Annotated in this window: 18 protein-coding genes; 12 read left to right on the top strand and 6 right to left on the bottom strand. The window is 29.5% G+C overall.

What is annotated here, in order from left to right:
- Positions 1 to 21 precede the first annotated feature (21 nt).
- Positions 22 to 1,041 (bottom strand): glutamine synthetase beta-grasp domain-containing protein, encoded by a 1,020-nt coding sequence (locus tag JEY78_RS10495; protein ID WP_291850714.1) that lies wholly within the window; start codon positions 1,039 to 1,041, stop codon positions 22 to 24.
- Between the two features lie 219 nt (positions 1,042 to 1,260).
- On the opposite strand from JEY78_RS10495, the gene JEY78_RS10490 reads away from it, so the two are divergent.
- The 12 genes from JEY78_RS10490 to JEY78_RS10435 all read left to right on the top strand — a co-directional run bounded on the left by JEY78_RS10490 (position 1,261) and on the right by JEY78_RS10435 (position 15,643).
- Entirely contained in the window at positions 1,261 to 3,447 is a 2,187-nt protein-coding gene (locus JEY78_RS10490) for a glutamine synthetase III (protein WP_291850710.1), read from the top strand.
- Between the two features lie 429 nt (positions 3,448 to 3,876).
- Positions 3,877 to 4,821 carry a hypothetical protein gene (locus JEY78_RS10485; RefSeq protein ID WP_291850707.1) on the top strand — a complete coding sequence of 315 codons (945 nt, stop codon included), beginning with the start codon at positions 3,877 to 3,879 and terminating at the stop codon, positions 4,819 to 4,821.
- Positions 4,822 to 4,894: 73 nt separating this feature from the next.
- A complete protein-coding gene (locus JEY78_RS10480) occupies positions 4,895 to 5,338 on the top strand; it encodes a hypothetical protein (RefSeq protein ID WP_291850705.1) in 444 nt (147 codons plus the stop codon).
- Between the two features lie 422 nt (positions 5,339 to 5,760).
- A complete protein-coding gene (locus JEY78_RS10475; protein ID WP_291850702.1) occupies positions 5,761 to 6,783 on the top strand; it encodes a hypothetical protein in 1,023 nt (340 codons plus the stop codon).
- A gap of 126 nt (positions 6,784 to 6,909) precedes the next feature.
- Positions 6,910 to 7,365, top strand: coding sequence for a hypothetical protein (locus JEY78_RS10470; RefSeq protein ID WP_291850699.1), 456 nt, complete (start codon positions 6,910 to 6,912; stop codon positions 7,363 to 7,365).
- A gap of 3 nt (positions 7,366 to 7,368) precedes the next feature.
- Positions 7,369 to 8,097, top strand: coding sequence for a curli-like amyloid fiber formation chaperone CsgH (gene csgH, locus JEY78_RS10465; protein WP_291850696.1), 729 nt, complete (start codon positions 7,369 to 7,371; stop codon positions 8,095 to 8,097).
- Positions 8,098 to 8,118: 21 nt separating this feature from the next.
- On the top strand, positions 8,119 to 8,529 hold the full coding sequence (locus tag JEY78_RS10460; protein WP_291850694.1) for a curli production assembly/transport component CsgF: 411 nt from the start codon (positions 8,119 to 8,121) through the stop codon (positions 8,527 to 8,529).
- Between the two features lie 20 nt (positions 8,530 to 8,549).
- Positions 8,550 to 9,944: a CsgG/HfaB family protein gene (locus JEY78_RS10455; RefSeq protein ID WP_291850691.1), complete on the top strand. Its 1,395-nt coding sequence runs from the start codon at positions 8,550 to 8,552 to the stop codon at positions 9,942 to 9,944.
- 11 nt (positions 9,945 to 9,955) lie between these two features.
- The gene (locus JEY78_RS10450; protein WP_291850689.1) at positions 9,956 to 11,461 is read left to right on the top strand and encodes a carboxypeptidase regulatory-like domain-containing protein; all 1,506 of its coding nucleotides are present in this window, start codon (positions 9,956 to 9,958) and stop codon (positions 11,459 to 11,461) included.
- Positions 11,462 to 11,566: 105 nt separating this feature from the next.
- Positions 11,567 to 12,745, top strand: coding sequence for an AIR synthase related protein (locus JEY78_RS10445; RefSeq protein ID WP_291850686.1), 1,179 nt, complete (start codon positions 11,567 to 11,569; stop codon positions 12,743 to 12,745).
- A 48-nt stretch (positions 12,746 to 12,793) separates the two neighbouring features.
- Positions 12,794 to 13,870, top strand: coding sequence for a peptide chain release factor 1 (gene prfA, locus JEY78_RS10440; protein ID WP_291850684.1), 1,077 nt, complete (start codon positions 12,794 to 12,796; stop codon positions 13,868 to 13,870).
- A gap of 135 nt (positions 13,871 to 14,005) precedes the next feature.
- Positions 14,006 to 15,643 carry an ABC-F family ATP-binding cassette domain-containing protein gene (locus tag JEY78_RS10435; RefSeq protein WP_291850649.1) on the top strand — a complete coding sequence of 546 codons (1,638 nt, stop codon included), beginning with the start codon at positions 14,006 to 14,008 and terminating at the stop codon, positions 15,641 to 15,643.
- A gap of 18 nt (positions 15,644 to 15,661) precedes the next feature.
- Here the strand turns inward: JEY78_RS10435 and JEY78_RS10430 are convergent, their stop codons facing one another.
- From JEY78_RS10430 to thrS, 5 genes are all read right to left on the bottom strand, one after another.
- Positions 15,662 to 16,609: a TerC family protein gene (locus JEY78_RS10430; RefSeq protein WP_291850646.1), complete on the bottom strand. Its 948-nt coding sequence runs from the start codon at positions 16,607 to 16,609 to the stop codon at positions 15,662 to 15,664.
- A gap of 132 nt (positions 16,610 to 16,741) precedes the next feature.
- Positions 16,742 to 17,086, bottom strand: coding sequence for a 50S ribosomal protein L20 (gene rplT / locus JEY78_RS10425; protein ID WP_090224892.1), 345 nt, complete (start codon positions 17,084 to 17,086; stop codon positions 16,742 to 16,744).
- A 96-nt stretch (positions 17,087 to 17,182) separates the two neighbouring features.
- Positions 17,183 to 17,380, bottom strand: coding sequence for a 50S ribosomal protein L35 (gene rpmI / locus JEY78_RS10420; protein ID WP_291850639.1), 198 nt, complete (start codon positions 17,378 to 17,380; stop codon positions 17,183 to 17,185).
- Between the two features lie 85 nt (positions 17,381 to 17,465).
- Complete coding sequence (gene infC, locus JEY78_RS10415) at positions 17,466 to 18,026, bottom strand: translation initiation factor IF-3 (protein WP_291851001.1); 561 nt, start codon at positions 18,024 to 18,026, stop codon at positions 17,466 to 17,468.
- 23 nt (positions 18,027 to 18,049) lie between these two features.
- The gene (thrS, locus tag JEY78_RS10410; protein WP_291850636.1) at positions 18,050 to 19,990 is read right to left on the bottom strand and encodes a threonine--tRNA ligase; all 1,941 of its coding nucleotides are present in this window, start codon (positions 19,988 to 19,990) and stop codon (positions 18,050 to 18,052) included.
- Between the last annotated feature and the right edge of the window lie 957 nt (positions 19,991 to 20,947).

Below are 20,947 nucleotides of genomic sequence, written 5' to 3'. Positions count from 1 at the left end.
TATTTTATAAATGTTCTAAAATTATACTTTAGCTGTTTTAACAGTTTTAATAATTCTAGCAGCAACTTTATATGGATCTGCATTTGAAGCAGGTCTTCTATCTTCTAAATAACCTTTCCATCCTTTTTTAACTGTAAAGATTGGAATACGAATGGAAGCTCCTCTATCAGAAATTCCATAAGAGAAATCTGTAATAGATGCAGTTTCGTGTTTACCGGTTAAACGTTGATCGTTAAAAGCACCATAAACTTCAATATGTTCTGCTGTTACAGGTCTAAATGCCTCACAAATAGCTTTGTAGGTAGCTTCTGAACCACAAGTTCTTAAAGTGGTATTAGAGAAGTTAGCGTGCATACCAGATCCATTCCAATCAGTGTCACCAAGTGGTTTTGGGTGGTATTCAATATAATATCCGTGTTTTTCAGTTAATCTATCTAATAAATATCTTGCAATCCAAATTTCATCCCCAGCTTTTTTAGCTCCTTTTGCAAATAATTGGAATTCCCATTGTCCACAAGCAACTTCTTGGTTAATACCTTCAAAGTTTAACCCAGCTTTAATACAAGCATCAGCATGTTCCTCAACTAATTCACGTCCATGAGTATTTAAACCACCAACTGAACAATAGTACATTCCTTGAGGCTTAGGATAACCACCTCTTGGGAAACCTAAAGGTAATTCAGTTTTCACATCCATAATAAAATATTCTTGCTCAAAACCAAACCAAAAATCATCATTATCATCATCTATTGTAGATCTTCCGTTAGAAATGTGTGGAGTTCCATCAGGATTCATAACTTCAGTCATAACTAAGTATCCATTAATACGCTCTGGATCTGGATAAATTGCAACAGGTTTTAATACACAGTCAGAAGAACCTCCAATTGCTTGTTTAGTTGATGAACCATCAAAAGACCAATCGCCAAGTTCTTCAACTGTTCCTTTAAAATTTTCATGTTCTTCAACTTTTGTTTTACTTCTTAAGTTTTGTGTTGGTAAGTAACCGTCCAACCAAATATACTCTAATTTTATTTTCGCCATAATATTATTTATTTATATAGATTCAAATATTTGAGCAAAAATAATTATTTAAACAGTATAATAAAAATTTGAGGGGGTAAAATGTATAAAGTGGGTATATTTTTATAGAAGCCTTATTTTTGACAGGGGTATTTGAAAAATACTTAAAAAAAATCCTTCTTTTTTTGATAAAAATATTTTTAAATTCTTGTATCTTCGTATTAACTAATACTAAATATTATGGCAAAATTACGTTTTAAAGCAATTGCACTTGCTCAAAGTAGAAAACCTATAACAATAAAAGAGAAATTTAAAAGATCTGAATTATTTGGTAAAAATGTATTTAATGAAAATACAATGCGCCAATATTTAACAAAAGAAGCTTTTAAAGGAGTTATGAGTGCAATTGAGCACGGAAAAAAAATTGATAGAAAAATAGCAGACCAAGTTTCTTCTTCCATGAAAGAATGGGCACTATCAAAAGGAGTTACGCATTATACACATTGGTTTCAGCCATTAACTGGAGCAACTGCAGAAAAGCATGACGCATTTTTTGAAACTATTGAAAATGGAATGGCTATTGAAAAATTTGGAGGAAGTCAATTAGTGCAACAAGAGCCTGATGCCTCTAGTTTTCCAAATGGGGGAATAAGAAACACTTTTGAGGCACGTGGTTATACAGCTTGGGATCCAACTTCACCAGCATTTATATATGGTACAACGTTATGTATACCAACTATTTTTGTTGCTTATACTGGAGAAGCTTTAGATTATAAAACACCTTTATTAAGGGCATTACAAGCAATTGATTCCGCAGCAACGGATGTGTGTAAATATTTTGATAAAAATGTTAAAAAAGTTACATCATCTTTAGGTTGGGAACAAGAATATTTTTTAATAGACAAAGCTTTGGCTTCAAGTAGGCCAGATATTACTTTAACAGGAAGAACTTTATTGGGACATTCACCAGCAAAAGGACAACAATTAGATGATCATTATTTTGGCTCAATTCCTTCTAGAGCATTAAATTTTATGCGCGATTTGGAAACGGAGTGTATGTTGTTGGGAATTCCCGCAAAAACAAGACATAATGAAGTTGCTCCAAACCAATTTGAGTTAGCACCTATTTATGAAGAAGCAAATTTAGCGGTAGATCATAATTCATTATTAATGGATGTGATGGGAAGGGTGGCTTCTCGTCATGATTTTAAAGTATTATTTCATGAAAAACCATTTGCAGGTGTTAACGGTTCAGGAAAACATAATAACTGGTCACTATCCACGGATACTGGTGTAAATTTATTAGCGCCAGGAAAAACACCTATGAGTAATCTTCAGTTTTTAACTTTTTTTATTAATACTATTAAAGCAGTAAATAACCACGAGGCATTGTTGAGAGCAGCAATTGCATCTGCAAGTAACGATCATAGGTTAGGAGCCAATGAAGCGCCTCCGGCAATAATTTCGGTTTTTATTGGTGCGCAATTAACACAAGTATTGGAAGAGTTAGAAGGTGTTACCCAAGGGAAATTATCTCCTGAAGAAAAAACAGATTTAAAATTAAATGTGGTTGGTAAAATTCCAGATGTTTTATTAGATAATACAGATAGAAATAGGACATCTGCATTTGCATTCACCGGAAATAAATTTGAATTTAGAGCAGTTGGTTCTATGGCAAATTGCGCCAACCCAATGACAGTTTTAAATACCATTGTTGCAAAACAATTAAAAGACTTTAAAGAAGAGGTTGATGCTTTAATTGATAAAAAAGATTTAAAGAAAGATGAGGCTATATTTAATGTGTTAAGAGAATACATTAAATCTTCAAGAAATATTTTGTTTGAAGGAAATGGTTATGGTGAAGCTTGGGAAAAAGAGGCCAAGAAAAGAGGTTTAAGTAATAATAAAACAACACCCGAAGCTTTAAAAGCAAGAATTTCAAAAAAATCTATTGAATTGTTTGAAGAAATGAATGTAATGAGTAAGGTGGAAACCGAAGCGCGTTATGAAATAGAAATTGAAGAATATACTTTGCGTATTCAAATAGAATCTAGAGTGTTAGGTGATATTGCAGGAAATCATATTGTGCCAACAGCAGTGCGCTATCAAAATATGTTAATAGAAAATGTAAAAGGGCTAAAAGAAATTTTTGGTAACAATTTTGAAGAACACGCGACACAACAAATACAGCTTATAAAAGGTATTTCAGGACATATTGAAGCTATTCATTCAAAAGTAGAAGAAATGATTAACGCTCGAAAAAAAGCAAATAACACAACAAATGCCGTTAAAAAAGCAGAATTGTATTGTAAAGAGGTAAAACCATTTTTTGAAGAGATTAGATATCATTGTGATAAACTGGAGTTAATGGTTGATGATGAAATTTGGCCACTTACTAAATACAGAGAATTGTTATTTACACGATAATTTTCATTGTTAAATTCATAATTATAGGCCATTAAATTGTGGAATTTTATTTTTTTGTAAGTTTAATTATTAAAAAGTCAAACAATGTTTAAATTGTTTGACTTTTTCACTTTTATGTAACCTAAGTTTCAAAAAAAAAACAACTTAAAGTGTTGAAAATAAGACTTTTAATATTGTAAAATTTAAAATAATATTGTACATTAGTACCAGAAATTAAATAGTATTACGTACAATTAATTTCAATTGCGCAAAAAAAATTGTTTTTCCCCACTGTATAAACCCTACACAATAGTTTCGCCCTACTTTATAACTATATAGAATTATTTTAAGATGATTTGTAATAAATGATTTTTAAAATGTAGTTCAATTCCCCTATATAATTATATCACAGTATTAAGTATGAATTTATTAATTTAAAAATTTTTTATTATGAAAAAACTATTATTAGCAGTAGCGCTATTATTTGCTACAAGTATGTTATTTGCACAAGCTGTTGAAAATTTTATAGAACCACCTCAACAAGTAGAATGTGATGGTTGTACAATAACTCAATTAGATACAGGATGGCGAGGAGCTTTTGAAAACACAAGTTATGTTGATCAAGATGAATTAAGAAATTTAGCTGTTGTTGATCAATTTGGATGGGGTAATTATTCATATGTTAAACAATTAGGGGATGAAAACGTTACTCATGTTACTCAAACAGGTAGATATAATCATTCAATAGTTGATCAATATGGTCGCGAAAATGAAGGAACAGTTGTTCAAAATGGTAAATTAAATTTTGCAAAACAATTAGTTGGAGATGCTGGTTATGCATATAAAAATGAAGCTACAGTAAATCAAGATGGAGAATGGAATACATCTTTCCAATTCCAAGATGGAAAATACAACGATGCTTTTGTAGACCAAGAAGGAAATGATAACTATGCAGAGCAAAATCAAAATTCTGGTAGATCATATTATACTCATAACATTGCTGATATTGATCAAAATGGTCACGAAAATGCAGCTAAACAAACACAGTATGGAAGCTATAATGAAGCATATTCAGATCAACATGGTAACGGAAACACTGCAGTTAGTAACCAAGCAGCTAGTTTTAGTGGTTGGAATTATTCTATAATTGATCAACATGGAAATAGTAATATGGCTTGTGTAGATCAAAATAATACTGATTCATTTATGTTTATGAATTTTGACTTTAACAAAAGTTACGTAACTCAACATGGTAAAACTAATTTTACAAATGTAGATCAAGATGCTTTATGGGGAAGTAACTGGAGTGATGTAAATCAACAAGGAAATTCTAACAAAGCTTGTGTAACTCAAGTTGGAACAGAATTAATGGTTAGACCAGGAAGTCCTTTCTAAATTTGTATTAATTATTAATTAAAAAGGGGAAGGGAATTTTTCCTTCCCCTTTTTTTATAAAAAAAGTCTTAAAATGAAAACACTATTAAATAAGTTATTTTTACTTTTTTTATTCATTTCTTCAATTGTTTGTTTTTCACAAGAAACAGACCAAAATACTTTTCTAATAAACCAATATTTTCAAAATATAGTTACTCAAAGCAATACCCATTTAGTACAATCTACAAATTTTAATAATTGCAATACTGTAAATTCAGAAGTTTCTATACTACAAATAGGAGATTATAATACTACAAACATTATAACAAACGGAGGAGATAAACAGGTTCAGCAAATAGGGAATCATAATAATTTTGATTTTAAAACCTACTATCGTGCTAGCCATTTAAATTTTGAAGTGCAACAATTGGGTTCAAATAATAATTTACACATATTTGGCGAAAATTCAATTGTTAATAATATTAAAATACTACAGTTTTCAAACAATAAAACTATCACTATTACAAATTACAAGTAATTGAGCGGACCTTAGCTTACAGCTTGTAATTTATTTTTTGCCATCACTTAACTTATTGATAATTAACACTATTTAATCCTTTTCATATATTGAAAGAAGGAATGAATTTGTTTTTTTAATAAAAACATGTAATGTATGTTACATATTTTACATTTTATTAGTAAAAGGATGTATTTTGTATATTTTTCGCAAAAAAGTATGGTTATTTCATTAAGTATCTGTAATTTAGTCCTGCTTAAATATAGATAAAGTACTTTTTTATTTTATTACCCCACTGTTTAAATCCCAAAAAAAATTGTTTTCCCCGTATTGAAAATTTATATTATTCATTTTAGTGCTTTTTAGTTACTGACTTGATATAGTATCCTCATATAAATTTTAAAAATTTATTACTAATTATTACTAACTTAAAATCATTTAATATGAAAAAATTAATTTTAAGCATGGCTATGCTATGCGCAACAAGTATGTTATTTGCTCAAACGCAATTTTTTACCGGCAATCCATTTTACTACAATCAAGTTAATCAATGGGCTACAGGTGTATCCACACAAAGTGCTCCTGATGAGGCTGGTTGTGTAGATTGCAGTGTTCCACAAATTCAAAGACTAACATATATTTCTTACGATAACGAAAATAATAGTATTATTAACCAAACAGGTGATAATAATGATGCGAATGTTTTTCAAGTAGGAGCTCAAAATTATTCTATGATAAACCAAAAAGGAAATGATGGTTATTTAGGATTAGGAGGAACATTTAATGACGCTCAAGTATACCAAAGTGGTGATCAAAATTATTCAGATGTTAAACAAGATGGAGATTTTAATGATAGTGATGTTATACAATCAGGAAATAGAAACTTTGTAATGCAAGATGTTGGAATAGGCTGGGCAGAACATAATGTTACATATACTCGCCAAATGGGAGATGATAATGCATCTTATCAAAAACAAAGAGGTGATGGTAATACTGCTATGGTAGAACAACTTACAAATAATAATGAAGCTACTCAAATCCAGAATTCAACAGACAGTCATTCAGCAGGTACAGGGAACGAAGCAAGTATTTGGCAATATGGAGGTGATGACAATAAAGCAAAACAAGTTCAAACAGGTACTCATAATTATGGGTTTGCTGAACAAAATGGTACAGGAAATACATCTTTAAGTACTCAAGTAGGGTATAGTAATGTAGGTGATGGTTTTGCATCAAATTATTCAAGCACATTACAAATTGGAAATGAAAACTTAGCTTGTGTTGATCAAAAAGCTGGACCTATGGGAGCTAATTTAAGTGCTATTTATCAATTAGGAAATAATAATAAAGCAGGTGTTTCTCAAAATACAGATGCAAGTGGATGGGGTAATATTAGTTATATTTCACAATATGGTAACATGAACAATGCAAGTGTAATGCAAACTAATGGGACTTCTCCTTTTTAATTATTCTTAGTTAGTTAAAACAATAAAGAAACTTATTGTCTTAACATAACGAAAAAATATATTACTACTAAAAATAATCAATAAAAAGAGGGTGAAAACCCTCTTTTTTTCTTAAATTTGAGTAAGATGAAAAAATGCAACTACATAATAATTATTACTTTAGCATTGTTCTTTGTTAATTGTAACTTTATAACTGCACAGCAGCTATCAGATGAAAATACATATGTAATAAATCAATATTTTCAATCAAATAAAGAATTATCATCAAAATTAACTGAAGCAAAAACACTTTCTACGAATAGTTATCAAGTGCAAAGTAATATTGTTAGTTTAAATCAAATTGGGAATAATAATGAGATTGATATTAAACAAAAAGGTATTGATGCTCAAAAAGTAAATCAATTAGGTAATAATAACTATTATAATTTTATAAACTACTATAATAGTACACCATCAAATTTTAATATAACACAGCAAGGAAATTCTAATAGCCTTCAAATTTATGGTGAAAATTCAATAATTAAAAATATAGGTATTATTCAGAAATCTGACTTTAACACATTGATTATAAAAAATTACTAACCAATGAAACAATTTAAAATACATATTGTTTTATGTTGTTTAATGTTAAGTTTTAATCAATTTTATGGGCAACTAAATGAGGCTGTTAAGGCAAAAATTAATATTCAGGAATCTGATAATTTAATTTTAATACGCGCTCAAGTTGAAAATGAAGAATCTGTTTTTAAGAGTAATTTATACTATAATTTATTAGCTTTAAAAAAAAATGCATCCGGAAATTTTTCAAGCAATAGGCAGGAAGGTGAATTTTCATTAAATCCTGAAGAAAGTAAGACTGTATCTGAAATTCGATTAAATTTAAATTCAGATGAAGACTTACGGATTTATTTGTTTGTAAAACAAGAAGGTGTATTAATTTCAAAAGATTCAATATATATTCTTCCTCAAAAACAACAACAAGCTCAAGAAAAAGAAGTAAAAGAAACTGATTTTGAGTTAAAAGGTATTGTAGTTGATGAAGTGATAACTAAAATAGGTAAAGATTTTCATGATTATTTTTATCAAGATTATTTAACTTCAGGAACGCAATATCCATTTATTATAACAATTAAAGAAAAACCGTATTTTGGAACTAGCAGTATAATTACGGTGGAGGTTGATGATCAAGTATTATTTGAATTTATGTCTAAACCAGATGAAGACTATTTAAAATCAGGAGTTAAGGCATCATTACAAAATTTAAGTCAATATTCTAAACAACGAAAAATGTTATTTAGAAATAGCAGAATCTAAAAATAATTACTATCTTTAAGTATGAAAAAGTTAAAATTTATACAAGTCGTTATACTCATTTGTATACCGATTTTCATGTTTTCACAAAACTTAGTTTACAAACCAATTAATCCATTTTTTGGCGGTGATACATTTAATTACCAACAATTATTGGCGTCTGCAAATGCACAAAATAGTTTTGAAGAAGACTCAGGATTTAGTTTTGATCAAGCTTCAGATTTAGAAAATTTTACAGAAAGCTTAAATAGACAATTATTAAATTCATTGTCTCAAGATTTATTTACTCAGCAATTTGGTGATCAAGCATTATCAGTTGGAACATTTGTTTTCGGTTCTTTAGTAGTTGAGGTTAGTCCAACAAGTAATGGGTTGTCTGTTAATATCTTAGATACATCAACTGGAGAGCAAACTCAAATTACAATTCCAAACTAAATACTACAACCCTTAAAATTATGAGAAAGTATTTAAAAGTTATCAATAGCTTTGTTATTTTATTATTATTAACAAGTTGTGGCACTTATTTTAATCAACCATTTAAAACTAGTAAAGCAAGAATTGGAGAAAATACTTCCGGTAAAAGTATTTTAGATAGTATTTTTCCTGCTACTGAAAACGTAGTTGGTGTTTATAAATTTAGAGATCAAACGGGTCAATATAAACTAGTAGAAAATGGCTCTACTTTTAGCACAGCTGTTTCACAAGGAGGTACTTCTATTTTATTAAAATCTTTAGAAGAATCTAATTGGTTTAAACCTATAGAAAGAGAGAATATAGGTAATTTGTTAAATGAAAGACAAATAATTAGATCTACACGTCAAGAATATGCAAGAGATGCAAACGAAGATCAAACTACATCAATTCCACCATTATTATTTGCAGGTATTATTATTGAAGGTGGCGTTGTTTCTTATGATTCTAATATAATTACAGGAGGTTCAGGCGCTAGGTATTTTGGATTAGGTGGAGCTGCAAAATATAGGCAAGATAGAATAACGGTATATTTAAGAGCGGTTTCTACATCAAGTGGCAGAATCTTAAAGAATGTGTACGTTTCAAAAACAATATTGTCACAAGGAATTTCAGCTAATTTGTTTAGATATGTTAATATTAAAAAATTGTTAGAAGTTGAAACAGGTGTTACCAAAAATGAACCTGCACAATTGGCAATTAAAGAAGCCATTGATAAAGCTGTAGAGCTTTTAATTGTTGAAGGAATTGTTGACGGTTTGTGGGTGCCAAAAGGCGGAGAGCCTGTTGTAAATTTAGTAAAAGAAAAATATTTAAAGGAGAAAGAAGAGGCTGAATCTACGGCCTTATATGATAGAAAATTAGAAGATAAAAGAGGATCTTCAGCAATAAATTTTGATGGGGCAATGACCATTCCTAATAATGATTATGGAGATGCAGCTAAAAGGTTAGGAGCAAATTTGTCAATAAAAATGTATTTTAAAAAACCTGGATTAAATTTAAACTTTGTTACTAGCTATTTTCAATTAGAAAACGAAAATACCTTTAAAAATGACTACGTTTCTTTAGATACGAATTTAGGATATGATATTTTACCATACGATAATTTAACGCCTTTTATTTACGCTGGTTTTGGGGCTGTTTCAGATAAAAAGTTTAATAATACGTATGCTAAATTTCAATATGGTGGAGGAATAGAATTTTTACCAGTAAATAATTTAGGAATTAAAGTGTTTGTTGAACAAAATATGTTGTTTACAGACAAATTAGAAGATTTAAACCAAGGAAAATGGAATGATTTTTATTACAAAATAGGTTTTGGATTAAATTTTTATTTAGGAAAACCATATAATAGTGTTAAGCCAGTAATGTTTGATTAAAAAATGAAATTATGAAAAAAAATATAAATATTTTATTAATCTTTCTATTAGTATTTTTAACCAATTGTAGTGAAGAAACAACAGGTTTTATTGGGAAAGGTACTATTACCGGTAGAGTTGTAGAAGCTGTAAGCTTTGATCCAATTGAAAATGCTAAAATTACTTTAAGCCCTACCAATAATACTGTTTTTACCGATGTTGATGGCTATTTTACTATTGAAGAAATTGAAGCAGGAGATTATTCCGTAAGTGCAACAAAAGAAAATTATTTAACAACATTTGAACCAGCAACCGTTACTGTAGATTTAACAGTGAATGTTATTTTTGAGATGGAAGATGATAATGCTTTAAATCGCCCCCCATCAGCTCCAATTTTAATTTCACCAATTGATGCTACTGAAGATTTGGAACTTTCAGTGGAATTTACGTGGGAATCTACAGACCCAGATGAAGATGAAATATCTTATAGTATTGAACTTAAAAATGATTATAATAATGATATTATAAAAGTTGATAGTATCAGTGAATCAACATATGTAATTTCAAATTTAAAATATGGAGTAAAATATTTTTGGCAAATAGGGGCGTCTGATAATATTAATGATGAAGTTTTAAGTACAATAAGTACGTTTAAAATAAAGCAATTTCCTGAAAATAGATATGTATATGTTGAAAAATATGAAAATAATAACCATGTTATTTATTCTTCAAGTTTTAATGAAACGGACTCTATACCTGAAAATAAAATTCAATTAACTTCAGAAGAATTGAATAGTTGGAGACCTCGAAAAAATCAGGCATCCAATTTAATTGCTTTTCTAAGAACTTATAATAATGAAACACATTTGTTTACAATGAGTCCTAATGGATCAGATGTTAAAAAGGTAACCGATGCAGTTCCTGTTACAGGATTTAATTTTAATGAAATTGATTATTCTTGGTCATCTAATGGAGATAGATTTATTTATCCGCATTATGATAAGTTATACATTATAAATAAAGATGGAAGCGGATTGAAACAAATTTATAAAACTACTGATGGAAGTTTTATTACTGAATGTGACTGGAGTAATGATGAAAGTTTAATTGCCTTAAAAACTAATGATATTGCAGGATACAATATTTCAATTTTCACAATTGATTTAGAGGGAAATACTATAAATAATGTGTTGTCTGGAGTCCACGGGGCTGCAGGTGGATTAAATATCTCAATAAATAATAAACTTTTATTATATAGTTATGATATTTCAGAATTTGAGAGTCCAAATAATAGACAGTTGGATACACATATATTTATTCATAAATTTAGTGATGCAACTAATTTAGATATTTCTTCAAATAAAATTGCAGGAACTGTAGATTTAGATCCCCGTTTTTCCCCTAATGAAGCAGAAGTTATTTTTGTAAACACATCCAATGATGGAATTTCCATAAAAGACATTTACAAAATGGATATTGATGACAGTAATGATAGAACTAAAATGTTTTCAAATGCTATAATGCCAGATTGGGAATAAATTTAATAAAACATAAAAAAACCGAATGTATTGCATTCGGTTTTTTTATGTTTTCCTATGTAAAAAAGAAAAATTACTTTTGCAAAACAATAAAATCACATAACAATGAGTTCAGAAGTTAGTAAAAGATACAGTCAAAGAGGTGTTTCAGCTTCAAAAGAAGATGTGCACAATGCTATAAAAAATGTAGATAAAGGATTGTTTCCAAAAGCTTTCTGTAAAATTGTGCCAGATTATTTAACAAATGACGAAGATTATTGTTTAATAATGCACGCTGATGGAGCTGGAACAAAATCTTCTTTAGCATATATGTATTGGAAAGAAACAGGTGATATTTCAGTTTGGAAAGGAATAGCGCAAGATGCATTAATTATGAATATTGATGATTTATTGTGTATTGGAGCTACCGATAATATTATGTTATCATCAACAATAGGTAGAAATAAAAACTTAATTACTGGCGAAGTTATTTCTGCTATTATAAACGGAACAGAAGAATTATTACAAGATTTAAAAAGTTTTGGGGTTGATATTCATTCAACTGGCGGTGAAACTGCTGATGTTGGTGACTTGGTAAGAACAATTATTGTAGACTCTACTGTAACAGCAAGAATGAAACGATCTGATGTTATTGACAATGCCAACATAAAACCCGGAGATGTAATTGTTGGTTTAGAATCTTTTGGGCAAGCAACTTACGAGAAGGAATACAATGGAGGTATGGGGTCAAACGGATTAACATCTGCACGCCATGATGTGTTTCATAAATATTTAGCTGAAAAATATCCTGAAAGCTTTGATGCAAGTGTACCGAGTAATTTAGTGTATTCAGGAAATGTTAAATTAACAGATTCCGTTGAAAATTCACCTATTGATGCAGGAAAATTAGTGCTTTCTCCAACAAGAACCTATGCACCAATTATTAAAAAGATTTTAGAGAAATATTCTTCAAAAGAAATTCACGGAATGGTGCATTGTAGTGGAGGAGCGCAAACTAAAATTCTTCATTTTATTGATAATTTGCATATAATAAAAGATAACTTATTTCCAATTCCTCCTTTATTTAAATTAATTCAAGAGCAAAGTAAAACAGATTGGAAGGAAATGTATCAGGTTTTTAACTGTGGGCACAGAATGGAATTATATGTTCCTTCAGAAATTGCAGATGATATTATTAGTATTTCAAAAAGTTTTAATGTAAATGCTCAAATTATTGGTAGGGTAGCAGCTTCTGAAAATAAAAAATTAACAATTACTAGTGAATTCGGAGTATTTGAATATTAAAAAATATCAAGAATTTGTTGTAAATTTGCAATCCAATTAAAAAACTAGATGTTAGATAAATTAAGAATAATAAAACAACGTTTTGACGAGGTTTCTGATTTAATAATTCAACCAGATATTATCTCAGATCAAAAACGTTATATTCAAATTAATAAAGAATATAAAGACTTAAGCTCAGTGATGAAGCTTGGAGATGAGTATCAAACTTTGTTAAATAATATTGAAGAAGCTAAAGAAATTATTGCCGATGGTTCAGACCCAGAAATGACTGAAATGGCAAAAATGGAATTAGAGGAAGCAAATGCTAGAACTCAACAATTGGAGGAAGAAATTAAATTTATGTTAATTCCTAAAGATCCTGAAGACGCCAAAAACGTAATGGTTGAAATAAGAGCAGGAACTGGAGGTGATGAAGCGAGTATTTTTGCTGGGGATTTATATAGAATGTATATAAAATTTTGTGCTGATAAAAATTGGAGAACAGAAATTGTTGATGTAAGCGAAGGAACTTCGGGTGGTTTTAAAGAAATTATTTTTAGTGTTCAAGGGGATGATGTTTATGGAGATTTAAAGTTTGAAGCAGGTGTGCATCGTGTGCAAAGAGTTCCTCAAACTGAAACACAAGGACGTGTTCATACATCTGCAGCAACAGTAATGGTTTTACCAGAGGCTGAAGAATTTGATGTGCAAATTGATATGAAAGATGTTCGTAAAGATTTATATTGTTCATCTGGTCCTGGAGGTCAGTCCGTAAATACAACATATTCTGCAGTTCGTTTAACACATATTCCAACAGGTTTAGTTGCGCAATGTCAAGATCAAAAGTCGCAGCATAAAAACTTTGAGAAGGCTTTAACTGTTTTACGTTCTCGTTTGTATGAATTAGAATTAGCTAAAAAGCAAGAAGAAGATTCCAAAAAGCGTAAAAGTATGGTAAGTTCTGGTGATAGATCTGCAAAGATTAGAACCTACAATTATCCTCAAGGTCGCGTTACTGAACATAGAATAGGTTTAACAATGTACGATTTGAGCAATATTATTAACGGTGATATTCATAAAATTGTTGAAGAATTAAAACTTGCTGAAAATACTGAAAAGTTAAAAGAATTAGGTGAAGTTTTTTAAACGTAGTTTTAAAATAATATAAAAAAGGCAAGAAGAAATTCTTGCTTTTTTTTTGAAATACACTGTAAATTTTAAATGGTTTTGTATTAAAACAATCATGTATATTTGCCAATTCAAAAAATAAAAATTTAATAGATGATTACAGTAAATGATATTTCAGTTCAATTTGGTGGAACAACACTGTTTAGTAATGTTTCATTTGCCATAAATGAAAATGACAAAATAGCTTTAATGGGAAAAAATGGCGCTGGAAAATCTACTTTATTAAAAATTATAGCTGGAGCAAGCAAACCGTCATCAGGTAATATTTCGGCACCAAAAGAAGCTGTAATTGCTTATTTACCACAACATTTATTGGCTAAAGATAATGCTACAGTTTTTGAAGAAACTTCAAAAGCATTTGCTGAAATTTTTACAATGAAAGCCGAAATTGAAAAAATAAATGAAGAATTAACTGTTAGAACGGATTATGAAAGTGATGCTTATATGGCATTGATAGAAAGAGTTTCTGAATTAAGTGAAAAGTTTTATTCCATTGAAGAAGTAAATTACGAAGCTGAAGTTGAAAAAGTTTTAAAAGGATTGGGCTTTGAACGTTCAGATTTTAATAGACCAACTTCCGAATTCTCAGGAGGATGGCGTATGAGAATTGAGTTGGCTAAAATTTTATTACAAAAACCAGACTTAATTTTATTAGATGAGCCAACGAATCATATTGATATTGAAAGTGTGATGTGGTTGGAAGATTTCTTAATCAATTCAGCAAAAGCGGTGATAGTAATTTCACATGATAGAGCTTTTGTAGACAATATTACAAATAGAACCATTGAAGTGACAATGGGAAGAATTTATGATTACAAAGCAAATTACTCTTATTATTTAGAGTTAAGAAAAGATAGAAGAGTGCATCAGCAAAAAGCCTATGATGAACAGCAAAAAATGATTGCTGAAAACACGGAGTTTATTGAACGTTTTAAAGGAACTTATTCTAAAACAAATCAGGTACAATCTCGTGTAAAAATGTTGGAAAAGTTAGTGTTGGTAGAAGTTGATGAGGTAGATAATTCATCATTACGGTTAAAATTTCCACCAGCACCAAGAAGTGGACAATACCCAGTTGTTGTATCGGAATTATCTAAAAATTACGGTGAACACGTTGTTTTTAATAATGCAAATTTAGTTATTGAGCGTGGAGAAAAAGTAGCTTTTGTTGGGAAAAATGGAGAAGGAAAGTCAACTATGATTAAGGCCATTATGGGTGAAATTGATTTTCAAGGAAAGATGGAAATTGGGCACAATGCTAAAATTGGGTATTTTGCACAAAACCAAGCTTCTTTATTAGATGAAAACTTAAGTGTTTTTGAAACAATTGATCAAATTGCAGTTGGAGATATAAGAACCAAAATAAAGGATATGTTGGGTGCTTTTATGTTTAGCGGCGATGATATTACCAAAAAAGTAAAAGTACTTTCAGGAGGAGAAAAAACGCGTTTAGCAATGATTAAATTATTGTTAGAACCAGTAAACGTTTTAATTTTAGATGAGCCTACAAACCATTTAGATCTGAAAACAAAAGATATTATAAAAGAAGCTCTTAAAGATTTTGATGGTACTTTAATACTAGTTTCTCACGATCGTGATTTTTTAGATGGATTAGCGGCGAAGGTTTTTGAATTTACCCATAAACGTGTTAAAGAACATTTTGAAGATGTTGCCGGCTTCTTGGCACATAAAAAAATAGAAAACTTAAGAGAAATCGAAAAAAAGAACTAACCTAGTTCTTTTTTTCGATTAACTTTTATCTTCCTCATTTATTAATTTTAACGAAACAATTACTCCAGCCATTAAAGATATTGCTATTACAGTTAGTGAAAACCATTCTGGAAATGTATAGTTATGCGCTAATAGTAGTTTAATTCCCACAAAAGTTAAAATTACAATTAAGCTATATTTTAAATAATGGAATTTAGCTAACATATTAGATAAGAAAAAGTACATAGATCGTAATCCTAAGATTGCAAATATATTAGACGTAAAAACTAAAAAAGGATCGGACGTAATTGCTAAAATTGCAGGAATGCTATCTAATGCAAATAAGATATCAGTAAATTCAATAATAATTAGAGCTATAAAAAGTGGAGTAGCAGCGGTAATATGCTTCAATTTCACAAAAAAGTGTTCACCATTCATATGACTTGTAATTGGGATTAACTTTCTTACTTGTCTATAAACAAAAGATTTTTTTGGGTGAAACTCTTCATCTTTTGATACCAGCATTCTGTATGCAGTAAAAATTAAAAATGCACCAAAAACGTACGTGGTAAAGCTGAATTTATTAATAAGGATTACTCCAAAGAAAATCATGAAAGCTCTAAATACTATTGCGCCTAAAATTCCCCAAAATAAAACTCTGTGTTGGTATTTTAAAGGTATTTTAAATGAAGTAAATATAACTGCAATCACAAAAATATTATCTACACTTAAAGATAGTTCTATTAGGTATCCTGTAATGTATTTTAAAGTAGCATCAGTAGAGGAGAGGTTGTCAACGTTATCAATTATATTTGTTGAATATAACCAATAAATTACACCAGAAAATAACAGGGAGATTGTTACCCAAATTGCAGTCCATTTTGTTGCTTCTTTGGTGCTAATTATGTGTGGAGTTCTGTTAAAAACGCCTAAGTCTAACGCTAAAAAAATGAGTATAACAGCAATAAATATTCCCCAGACAAGCATACTATAAGTTATTAAAATTCAGTGTAAATATATACAAAAAAATAGAACTCTAGCAGCATATGAAATTTGTATTAAATAGAAAAACCCAATCTAAAAAGATTGGGTTTTTTATATAAGCAAGAAATTAAAAATCTATTTTACTGTATCTACAATTGCCTTAAAAGCTTCTGGGTTATTCATAGCTAAATCGGCAAGTACCTTACGGTTCAATTCAATATTATTAGCTTTAATTTGTCCCATAAACTGTGAGTAAGACATTCCATACTGACGAACTCCAGCGTTAATACGTTGAATCCATAAAGCACGGAAAGTTCTCTTTTTGTTTTTACGATCTCTATAAGAATAAACCATTCCTTTTTCAATCGCATTTTTTGCTACTGTATAAACGTTTTTTCTACGTCCGAAGTAACCTTTTGCTTGCTTCAATATCTTTTTTCTTCTAGCTCTTGAAGCAACTGAATTTACTGATCTTGGCATAATTTCAATTTGTTTTTTTGTAGTAGGCGGTAAAATTTAATTTACACTTGTTTGTGCACTACTCCAAGGTTAATTATTAATTTCCCTGTAACTTTATTATTTTAAAGTTAACTGTTGTAAAACACTATTCACATCAGCTTTATGTACTAAACCTGAGTGAGTAAGTTTTAACTTACGTTTTTTGCTTTTTTTAGTCAAAATGTGACTTTTGTAAGCGTGTTTTCTCTTTATTTTACCAGAGCCAGTAAGCTTAAAACGCTTCTTAGCACTAGATTTTGTTTTCATTTTAGGCATCTCTCTTATACTTTTTTTATCTTGCTTAATATTTTAATTCGGCCGCAAAAGTAACTTTTAATTATTACTTAACATAGTCGAAGGTTTATTTCTTTTTAGGAGCAATGTACATAATCATGCGTTTCCCTTCTAATTTAGGCATTTGCTCAACTTTTCCAAATTCTTCAAGTTCCGTAGCTAATCTCAATAATAATATATGACCTTGGTCTTTATATATAATTGATCTTCCTTTAAAAAATACAAAGGCTTTTAATTTTGCTCCTTCTTGTAAGAACTTTAGTGCGTGCTTCTTTTTAAATTCAAAGTCATGCTCATCAGTATTAGGACCAAATCTAATTTCTTTAACTACAACCTTTGAAGCTTTAGCTTTTTGAACTTTTTCACGTTTTTTTTGTTCGTATAAAAATTTCTTATAATCTATAATTTTACAAACAGGTGGATCCGCTTTTGGTGAAATTTCGACTAAATCTAATTCCATCTCTTTAGCTAAAGCTTTTGCTTTAATTAAAGGATATACACCAACTTCTACGTTTTCACCTACTAAACGTACTTCAGCAACATGAATTATTTTTTCATTAATTCTATGTTGATCTTCTTTTACTACTCTCCAAGGTTTTCTTTGACCTTTATTTCTACTTAATGCTATGGCTTCTAGGTTTTAAATTAAACTTAAAATTTTTCTAATGTACTATTAATTTCGTTATCTATTAATGAAATAAATTTTTCTATTGTAAATGTTCCTAAATCTCCTTCACCTTGTTTTCTAACTGATACAGTTCCTTCACTCTCTTCTTGTTCACCCACAATTAACATAAATGGGATTTTGTTCATTTCAGCATCTCGTATCTTTCTACCAGTTTTTTCATTTCTTTCATCTACAAGGGCGCGAATTTCGGAATTTTCTAGCAAATGTAAAACTTTTTCAGCATATATTTGATATTTCTCACTGATTGGTAGGATAATAACTTGTTCTGGAGTTAACCAAAGTGGAAATTTACCTGCCGTGTGCTCGAGTAATACCGCAATAAACCGTTCCATTGAGCCAAATGGCGCTCTATGAATCATGACGGGTCTGTGAAGTTGATTATCTGCTCCTTTATATTGAAGATCAAAACGTTCCGGTAAATTATAGTCAACCTGAATGGTTCCCAATTGCCAACTTCTACCTAAAGCATCTTTCACCATAAAGTCTAATTTAGGTCCGTAAAAAGCAGCTTCTCCATATTCAATAACATAATCTAAGCCTTTTTCTTTAGCAGCGTTTATAATGGCAGTTTCTGCTTTTTCCCAATTTTCATCACTACCTATATATTTGTCACTTTTTTCTTTTGATCTTAATGAAACCTGGGCAGTGAAATTTTCAAAACTTAACGATTTAAATACGTATAATACTAAATCTATAACTGCTTTAAACTCTGTGTCTAATTGATCTGGCGTACAAAAAATATGTGCATCATCTTGTGTAAATCCTCTTACACGCGTCAATCCGTGTAATTCACCACTCTGTTCATATCTATATACTGTTCCAAATTCAGCAAATCGTTTTGGTAACTCTTTGTAAGAATATGGTTTGTTATTGTAAATTTCACAGTGATGAGGGCAGTTCATAGGTTTTAATAAAAACTCCTCATCTTCTTTTGGTGTTTTAATTGGCTGAAAACTATCTTCACCATACTTAGCATAATGGCCAGAAGTTACATATAATTCTTTTTGACCAATATGTGGCGTAATTACCATTTCGTAACCTGCTTTTTTCTGTGCTTTTTTCAAGAAATTTTCTAAACGTTCTCTTAAAGCAGCACCTTTTGGTAACCACAAAGGTAATCCTTGTCCAACTTTTGCTGAAAAGGCGAACAATTCTAGTTCTTTACCTAATTTTCTGTGATCTCGTTTTTTTGCTTCTTCTAATAATTCTAAATACTCAGTAAGCATTTTTTGTTTAGGAAACGATATTCCATAAATTCGAGTAAGTTGATTGTTTTTTTCATCTCCTCTCCAATATGCACCAGCAGCACTTGTAATTTTTACTGCTTTTATAATGCTTGTGTTTGGAATATGTCCACCGCGACATAAATCTGTAAAATCAGAATGATCACAAAAAGTGATTTCTCCATCAGTTAAGTTCTCAATTAATTCAACCTTATATTGGTTGTTTTGATTTTTATAAAAATCTAAAGCATCTTTTTTTGACACTTCACGCATTAAAAACTCAAATTTACCTCTTGCAAATTCAAGCATTTTGTTTTCAATTTCATTAAAATCTTTTTCTGAAATAGTATCATCACCTAAATCTACATCATAATAAAACCCATTATCAATTGCAGGTCCTATTGTTAATTTAACATTTGGGTAAAATGATGTAATTGCCTGTGCTAAAACGTGTGCAGATGAATGCCAAAAAGCTTTCTTACCTTCTGGTTCGTTGAATGTGTATAAAGTTAAACTTCCATTTTCGGTTAAAGTGGTTGAAGTTTCAATAGTTTTCTCATTAAACTTTGCCGAAATTACATTTCTAGCTAATCCTTCACTAATGCTTTTTGCAACATCAATAGCATTTACCCCTTTAGGGAATTCCTTAATTGAACCGTCTGGTAGAGTTATTTGAATCATAATATTTTATTAAAGGTGCAAAGATATTAGAATTCTTGTTTGAATACAATATTAATTTAGTAGAATTAAAAAAAGAAGTAGAGAGCATTTAATTATAACACTAATTAATTCATTTTGTATTTGAATAGATAGTTAAAATTATAGAATAGGTATTATTATTTAATGTGAAAGAATGCTATTAAATAGTAGTGCCTAATGTAAGTCAACAAAAAGGGGTGAGTTTAACATATTATTTATATGATTAAATAATATGTTAAACTCAAAGTAAATGTAAGACTTAATTTATTTACATATATATAATAAAGAGAGTGAAGTTGATGGGCTGATATCAATTATTTTTTGAATCTTTGTTAGGATTTAGGATAACACTAGATGTTTAGTTTTTTAAATTATTTTTATAGAAAGCTAATTTTGCTTTTTTTTATTACAATTGATGATTATTTTTTTACAAACGTGAAAATTGGTTTGTGTTTATTTGATATTAATAATAGTAGTACTATAATTAACAACAGCAATATTAAATTAAAGACTGCTATTGATGAAGTTTATTTACTGTTGTTTCAATTTTACAAAAGAAGGCTAAAATTGATAAATCAATCAAATAAGTAAAAAATAGAATCCATTTCTACAATTATTCTGTCTGATTTTAAGAGAGTATATTAATTAAAGGGATTCATATTTGCCAAATAAAGCTATAATCAAAGTAATTAATTGTAAATATCTTATTTACTTACTTTAGTTTTAGTACAATTTTACTTGTAAAAAGGACATTGCAATAGGGTAAATAACTTTTTTAAGTACAAATTTTAAATATTTTCAAAAAATAAATCAAGGTTTAAGTTGCTATATTTAAGGGATTTGATTTGGGAGCTTGAGATTATTTTTAAAAAAGATTCGAAAAAGTTTGCTAGAATGAAAAAAAAGGTATTACATTTGCAGCCGCTAACGGGGTAATTA

The sequence above is a fragment of the Lutibacter sp. genome (genome assembly GCF_016342705.1).
In the GTDB taxonomy this organism is placed as follows: Bacteria; Bacteroidota; Bacteroidia; order Flavobacteriales; family Flavobacteriaceae; genus Lutibacter.
Note: the sequence above shows the minus strand (reverse complement) of the source record. Positions and strands in the feature narration are given on the sequence as shown.

Coding starts and splice junctions, on each gene's coding strand:
- JEY78_RS10495 (WP_291850714.1), bottom strand. CDS start 1,041: ATGGCGAAAATAAAATTAGAGTATATTTGGTTGGACGGTTACTTACCA.
- JEY78_RS10490 (WP_291850710.1), top strand. CDS start 1,261: ATGGCAAAATTACGTTTTAAAGCAATTGCACTTGCTCAAAGTAGAAAA.
- JEY78_RS10485 (WP_291850707.1), top strand. CDS start 3,877: ATGAAAAAACTATTATTAGCAGTAGCGCTATTATTTGCTACAAGTATG.
- JEY78_RS10480 (WP_291850705.1), top strand. CDS start 4,895: ATGAAAACACTATTAAATAAGTTATTTTTACTTTTTTTATTCATTTCT.
- JEY78_RS10475 (WP_291850702.1), top strand. CDS start 5,761: ATGAAAAAATTAATTTTAAGCATGGCTATGCTATGCGCAACAAGTATG.
- JEY78_RS10470 (WP_291850699.1), top strand. CDS start 6,910: ATGAAAAAATGCAACTACATAATAATTATTACTTTAGCATTGTTCTTT.
- csgH (WP_291850696.1), top strand. CDS start 7,369: ATGAAACAATTTAAAATACATATTGTTTTATGTTGTTTAATGTTAAGT.
- JEY78_RS10460 (WP_291850694.1), top strand. CDS start 8,119: ATGAAAAAGTTAAAATTTATACAAGTCGTTATACTCATTTGTATACCG.
- JEY78_RS10455 (WP_291850691.1), top strand. CDS start 8,550: ATGAGAAAGTATTTAAAAGTTATCAATAGCTTTGTTATTTTATTATTA.
- JEY78_RS10450 (WP_291850689.1), top strand. CDS start 9,956: ATGAAAAAAAATATAAATATTTTATTAATCTTTCTATTAGTATTTTTA.
- JEY78_RS10445 (WP_291850686.1), top strand. CDS start 11,567: ATGAGTTCAGAAGTTAGTAAAAGATACAGTCAAAGAGGTGTTTCAGCT.
- prfA (WP_291850684.1), top strand. CDS start 12,794: ATGTTAGATAAATTAAGAATAATAAAACAACGTTTTGACGAGGTTTCT.
- JEY78_RS10435 (WP_291850649.1), top strand. CDS start 14,006: ATGATTACAGTAAATGATATTTCAGTTCAATTTGGTGGAACAACACTG.
- JEY78_RS10430 (WP_291850646.1), bottom strand. CDS start 16,609: ATGCTTGTCTGGGGAATATTTATTGCTGTTATACTCATTTTTTTAGCG.
- rplT (WP_090224892.1), bottom strand. CDS start 17,086: ATGCCAAGATCAGTAAATTCAGTTGCTTCAAGAGCTAGAAGAAAAAAG.
- rpmI (WP_291850639.1), bottom strand. CDS start 17,380: ATGCCTAAAATGAAAACAAAATCTAGTGCTAAGAAGCGTTTTAAGCTT.
- thrS (WP_291850636.1), bottom strand. CDS start 19,990: ATGATTCAAATAACTCTACCAGACGGTTCAATTAAGGAATTCCCTAAA.